The sequence below is a fragment of the Nocardia sp. NPDC057455 genome (genome assembly GCF_042802775.1).
Lineage (GTDB): Bacteria > Actinomycetota > Actinomycetes > Mycobacteriales > Mycobacteriaceae > Nocardia.
Map to the genome: position 1 here is coordinate 1 of NZ_JBHVDM010000171.1, position 5,347 is coordinate 5,347.

Genomic DNA, 5,347 nt, shown 5'->3' on the forward strand with positions numbered 1-5,347 from the left:
CGGCGGCAGCGGCGGGGGTCATCTCTGGTGGAGCGCCGCCAGCGCGGCGTCCAGCGTCGAATGCAGCGCGAACACCTGATCCAGGCTGGTCATCTTCAGCTGCCTGCTGGTCGCCGGGCCCTCGGCCACGACGGCGATCGCGGTGGTCGAGCCCGCGCGCTGGTGAGCGGCCACGAGTGTCGCCATGCCCGCCGAGGCGAGGAAGCTGACCGAGGTGAGGTCGATGATCAGGGCCGCGGGCTTGCCGCTGAGAATGGCATCGATCGCGTTCTCCAGCGCGGGGGCTGTCGCCAGATCGACCTCGCCGGCCACCGTCAGCACCGTCGCGCCGTCGTGCGCCGCAACTGTGGTGGTCATCGTGTCCGCGAGGGGATACGCGTCTCCGGAAGTGTTGGTCACAACATCACAACACACAAATCGCGGCGGATTCGCAACATTTGAGTGTTCATAGAGGCAACCATACCCCGTTGGCCGACCGGCTCGCCCGAGTAGGAGTCGGCCTCGCGGCGGCCATGTCCCGCAGCCGGGCGAGTCGAATGCGCGTGGTCGGCGAAGGCGGTCACGCCGCGCGGTATCGGTCGTTCGGCCGACACAACGCGCTCACCGGCGGATCTACCATTTCAGGGTGCGAAAAGCGTCGGCTCAGGTCCGACGTCGCGTGCTCGGAGAAGATGATCAATTGGCCGAAGAAGCCCCCGCACGGACACCGGATGTGACGCCCTACGACGTCATCCCGAAACAAAGACCATCGGATGGCCTGGACCCGGACAAAGACCTCGGGCTGCTCATGCAGGAACTGTCGGCCGCGACAGCCAAGCTGACCGGCAGCTTGACGACAGCCTTCACGTCGGCCACCGTCGGCGCCGCGCTGATCGCGGCCGGAATGTTCAATATCCCGCGTCCGTGCAAGCCGAACGACCCCGTCGACAAATGCGTCCCGGCCGGCTGGAACGCTGTCTACGCGGCGATGCCGATTCTGGCGATTCTGGTCGCCATCATCGTGCTCGAGGCGGCGAGCCGATACCTGTCGCTCGGGGTCTACACCACAGACATCGAGCGTCACGTGAACCGCATGCGGCCGGTGACCATCACCGCCGTCGACGGTGCCGGGACATGGACGAAGCGACCGGTTCCGTCCTCGGAGCAGATGCTGGGCGCCTTCGTGTCCGAGCAGCGGCGCCGATTCAGCATCCGGCCGCTCAATGCCATGTTGTGGATCAGCTGCTTCGTCATTCTCATCGCCGGGATCGCGATCCCCCTCCGGTTCATAGAATCGATACCGACACTCGTCGTGGCCGCCCTCGGCTACAGCTGGGCACTGTTCATGGTGGGGCGCTACGCAGTCTCCCTGGCCGCCAATCCCCGTGAATACACCCACGAACTGTGGGAGAACGGTGTCGAGGCCGCGAAAACTTCTGCTCGTAGGCACGCCGAAGCCGACGAACACCATCGCTTCCTCAGATTTCTCGTCTACCCGCGGTTGTTGAGCGACCACGCGGTGAAGCCCATCATCACGGCATTCGGGCTACCGGCCGCCTACTTCGCCAGTAGCGACGGGCATGTGACCCTGGCACAGGGCGTGATGATGTGGGCGTTCATCGAGCTCGTCGCCTATCCGATTCGCTATCAGATCAACGACATTCGTGACCGTGCGTTCGACCGGAGCCATCCCGCCCGAGATACTCGCGGCCGCAGCAGATTCGAGCTGACACCGGCGCGAGAAAGAACGGTCGCGCGGACCATGATCTTTCGCGTCGTCATCTTCACCGCTTTCGCACTCCCCCTACGCTTCTCGCTGCTGTGGTGGGCGGCGATCGGTGCGTTCTCGCTGTATTTCGTCATCGCCTTCTACCTCTACGAGCACTGGAAGCAGCACTTCCGCGAGAATCCACTGAACAGCGCCGCGCAGAGTCTCGGCTGGCGCGCAGCGACCCTCGTCGCGGTCTGCTCGACCGGGTACGGCGCCCGCATCGGCTTCGTCTTCTTCGCGGCGGCGCAAGAACGCCTCGATGCCGGAAGTCTCGCATGGCTGTCGGCCCTGGTCGTCGCGATCGTGCTCAGCGAGTACCTCCTTCTGCTCAACCAGTGGAGCATCGAGGGCACCGTCTTCGTTCGGCCACCGCTGCCATCGCACGTCGCGAGTTCGGAGCTGCGCAAGCGGCACCACATGATGTATTCGCTACGACGGATGGACGTGCTTGCTCGTCCACGACATCGACGCGCCGACGTTGAAGATGTCACCGACTCCGAGCCGCCCGGGCACGGCGTGGAGTTCCGCGACGCCCCGCTCGGCACTTCTGCGCACCGTCTGATCCCCCGGTTCGAGCAGATCGCACGAGGATCCATTCTCGGCTCGGTGATCAGCCTCAGCCACTGCGGGTTCTTCCTCGCGGTAGCGCTCACCGGCACCAGCGTGGTTCTGATCGGCCAGGCCGGGGACATCGGCTCGCGACTGCCGATCTTCGGCATCATGGTGGCCGCGCTCCTCGCCGTCGACGCTGTCGTGCTCACGCTGCGGACGGTACGTCTGCGTACCCCGAAGCGTAAGGGACACACGCGCTATCGCGGCCAACCCCTGTTGTCGGTCGTCCAGTTCATCGGCGGCTCTGCTGTGCTGTTCGGGTTCGCGGTCTTCGTGTGCCGCACCCACCAGTTGTCGCTGCGTCATGCCGGAACCGCCGGGATAGCTGTCGCGCTCCTGTTCATGGTGGTCACCAGCTCCTCGGGCAGCTACTTCGATCAACAGCAGGCCACCCTTCGGATCGAAGGTCTTGTGCGGGACATGCGTGCCGCACCGGGGCGAATGCGCCGGAGGATCTTCGACACGACGGATGCGGCGGCAGCCGCAGGCACCGCTGCCTGAACGATCAGCGGGCAGGGCCGCCCGCTTGCCCACCGAGACCAGTTCGTCGACGAGTCCCTTGCCATCCGCAGGGTCGATCTCGTTGCGAGTCCGGCGAGGGCGGCGGCTCGCTCGAGTCCGCGAGGCTGATCACATCACCGAGGAATCGTGAGGTGGCCCGCGAGAATCGAGGCTTCGGCGGCGAGGCCGGGGGGATTGGTGGCGATGAACATCGAGTCCGCGGCCAGGTTGCCGAGGGCGTGCCAGGTGGGATCGGGATGGTCGCCGACGAGGAGGCGGCGGGTGCCGGGCTCGGTGCGCAGACCGCCGGTCGGCGCGAGTTCCGCCGCGCCGGTGGCGATCAGCGCACCGAGTAGCGGTTCGGCCTCCTGCGGTGTGGTGTAAGCGGGTGGGTTGACGGCGTTGAAGACCATGTCGGCGGGCCACGCGGTGCCGTCGAACACCGTGAAACCACCGCCTGGCCGGGCCGTCAGCTTCGTGACACCCGGCCGCAGCCGTAACTGCCCCGAATCCAGCAGGCGCAAGATGATGCGCGCGTTGTGTGGCACCATCGGGGAGCTGAGGCTGCTGATGGTCCGGAAATATCTCTCGCGCAGCATCGTCCGGTCCTGCTCGGCGAGCACGGGCCAGAGGATCGGACCCAGGGTCCGGATCGCCATGGTCAGCAGGCGGCGGCCATGGTGGGGAGAATCGACCGCGTCCAATTGGCGGCGCAAGCGGGTGGGCGGATCCTCGGTCTCGGTTTCCAGGATCTCGGTGGCGAAGGATTCGAAATCCTGCCCCGAATCCGCCAATTCGGCGCGCATGAGTTCGACCAGCCGGGTGACGGGTAGCGGGCCCTGCTCGGCCAGTTCCAGCGCCCGGGGTGGCGTGAGGTACCTCGGCGCCAGTGGCAACGGCCGCTGCTGGACGTAGGGCAGCACGCCGCTGCGGGAAAGGAAGGTGATCGGCCCGGTATGGCCGTTGGCCGTCAGTGCCGCGGCGATATCGACCGCGGTCAACCCGCTGCCGATGACCGCGACGTGCGCGCCGGACGCGATATCGGTCGTCGTGGTCGCCAGGGGGTAGGGCTCGTTCACATATCCGGGTGTGCCGGCCAGCCCGTAATGGTCACGCGGACGGCCACTTCCGACGCACAGCACGGCGCGGTCCACCCGATGGCTGCCGCCGTCATCTGTGTGCAGCACAGCGCTGCTCTCGCGGGTGAAACCGGTAACCCGGGCGTTCACCACGCTCACACGCCGGCCGCGGGCGCGCAACCGCGAGATCGCGGCATGCGCGGTCTGCTCCAGGTATGCGCCGTAGACACCACGCGGGACGAGGGGAACGCCGAGATCTTCATCGATGTACTGCTCCACGTCGTCACCGCGCCGCATCCGCTCGACGGCGCGGGCGGAGGACGCCTCGACCGGGCCGTCACCGATGTCTCGCCCGGTGTCTTCGTCCCGGCCGAACCGCGAGGCGGCGGTGCGCCCCGTCCGTTCCGGGCGTCCGCCGGACGGCTCCGCCCCGGCGACGGGCGCGCCGGGACCCTCGTCGAGGTGCCCTGCCCCGTTGCCGCGGTCGCGCAGCCAGCGCTCGTAGTGGGCGCGGTCGTCGGCGCGCGCCGACATCAGGGCGGGTGGGGCGTTCACTCGTACTGCCTCCAGGTCCGGCTGGTACGGGCGGCCGCGCCATACGGCGGGGGAGCCGTCGAACACGGTGATGCTGCCGGGCGCGCGATCGGCGGCGGCGAGCGCGTCGAGCAACGCGACCGCCGCGGCGCCTGCACCGATGATGCCGATATGCATGGTTGTGCCTTCTTTCGTCGAGGTGCGCAGTGAGCGCGGCTGCGGCGCCGTGGCCTTTGCGGACCGCCTTTGCCGTGCGTTGACCAGACTCGGCGGCTGCGGCTGGTCCCGGCATCCCGCGATCGAGGGAATTTCGCCTCTGGGCCGCGGCTTATCCCTCATATGCGGGATGGCGGGTGAATGGGCGGAACACCAGGATGACGAAGATGACCACGCCCACTCGGCGCGCCGTCGACGCGCTGTGCACCGGCATCGCGCAAGCGCCCGACGCGCACACGCTGTTCGCCGAGACTTCCGACCGGTTGCGTCGCATCGCGCCGTTCGATGCCGCTGTATGGGTGGCCACCGATCCGATCAACGGGCTGACCACCGCGCCGGTACGGGTGGAGAACCTGCACGAGGGTGGCTGCGGAACCTATTGGGAATCAGAGCTCTTCGCCGAGCATGTGAACCTTTTCCGTGATCTGGCGCTGGCCTCGGTGCCGGTGGCGGGGTTGCGGGAGGTGACCGGCGACCGGCCCGCCCTCAGCCCGCTGTACCGAAGCTTCATGTGCCCGCGCGGTTTCGAGGACGAATTGCGTGCCGTGCTGCGAGTGGACGGGCAGCCGTGGGGGCAACTGAGCCTGTTTCGAGAGCGCGGCCGCAAGCCGTTCCGGGCCGCCGATATCGAGGTGGTCAACGCGCTGTCGACACC

At 67.4% G+C, this 5,347-nt stretch carries 3 protein-coding genes and 1 pseudogene; 2 read left to right on the forward strand and 2 right to left on the reverse strand.

The window, feature by feature from the left end; genetic code table 11:
- Positions 1–18: 18 nt before the first annotated feature.
- On the reverse strand, positions 19–357 hold the full coding sequence (locus ACFU5M_RS33930; protein WP_379055624.1) for an STAS domain-containing protein: 339 nt from the start codon (positions 355–357) through the stop codon (positions 19–21).
- Between the two features lie 322 nt (positions 358–679).
- On the opposite strand from ACFU5M_RS33930, the gene ACFU5M_RS33935 reads away from it, so the two are divergent.
- On the forward strand, positions 680–2,863 hold the full coding sequence (locus ACFU5M_RS33935) for a hypothetical protein (protein WP_379055620.1): 2,184 nt from the start codon (positions 680–682) through the stop codon (positions 2,861–2,863).
- A gap of 134 nt (positions 2,864–2,997) precedes the next feature.
- Here the strand turns inward: ACFU5M_RS33935 and ACFU5M_RS33940 are convergent, their stop codons facing one another.
- Positions 2,998–4,653 carry an FAD/NAD(P)-binding protein gene (locus tag ACFU5M_RS33940; protein WP_379055622.1) on the reverse strand — a complete coding sequence of 552 codons (1,656 nt, stop codon included), beginning with the start codon at positions 4,651–4,653 and terminating at the stop codon, positions 2,998–3,000.
- A gap of 206 nt (positions 4,654–4,859) precedes the next feature.
- On the opposite strand from ACFU5M_RS33940, the pseudogene ACFU5M_RS33945 reads away from it, so the two are divergent.
- Positions 4,860–5,347: pseudogene (locus tag ACFU5M_RS33945) on the forward strand (LuxR family transcriptional regulator); the annotation flags it as partial.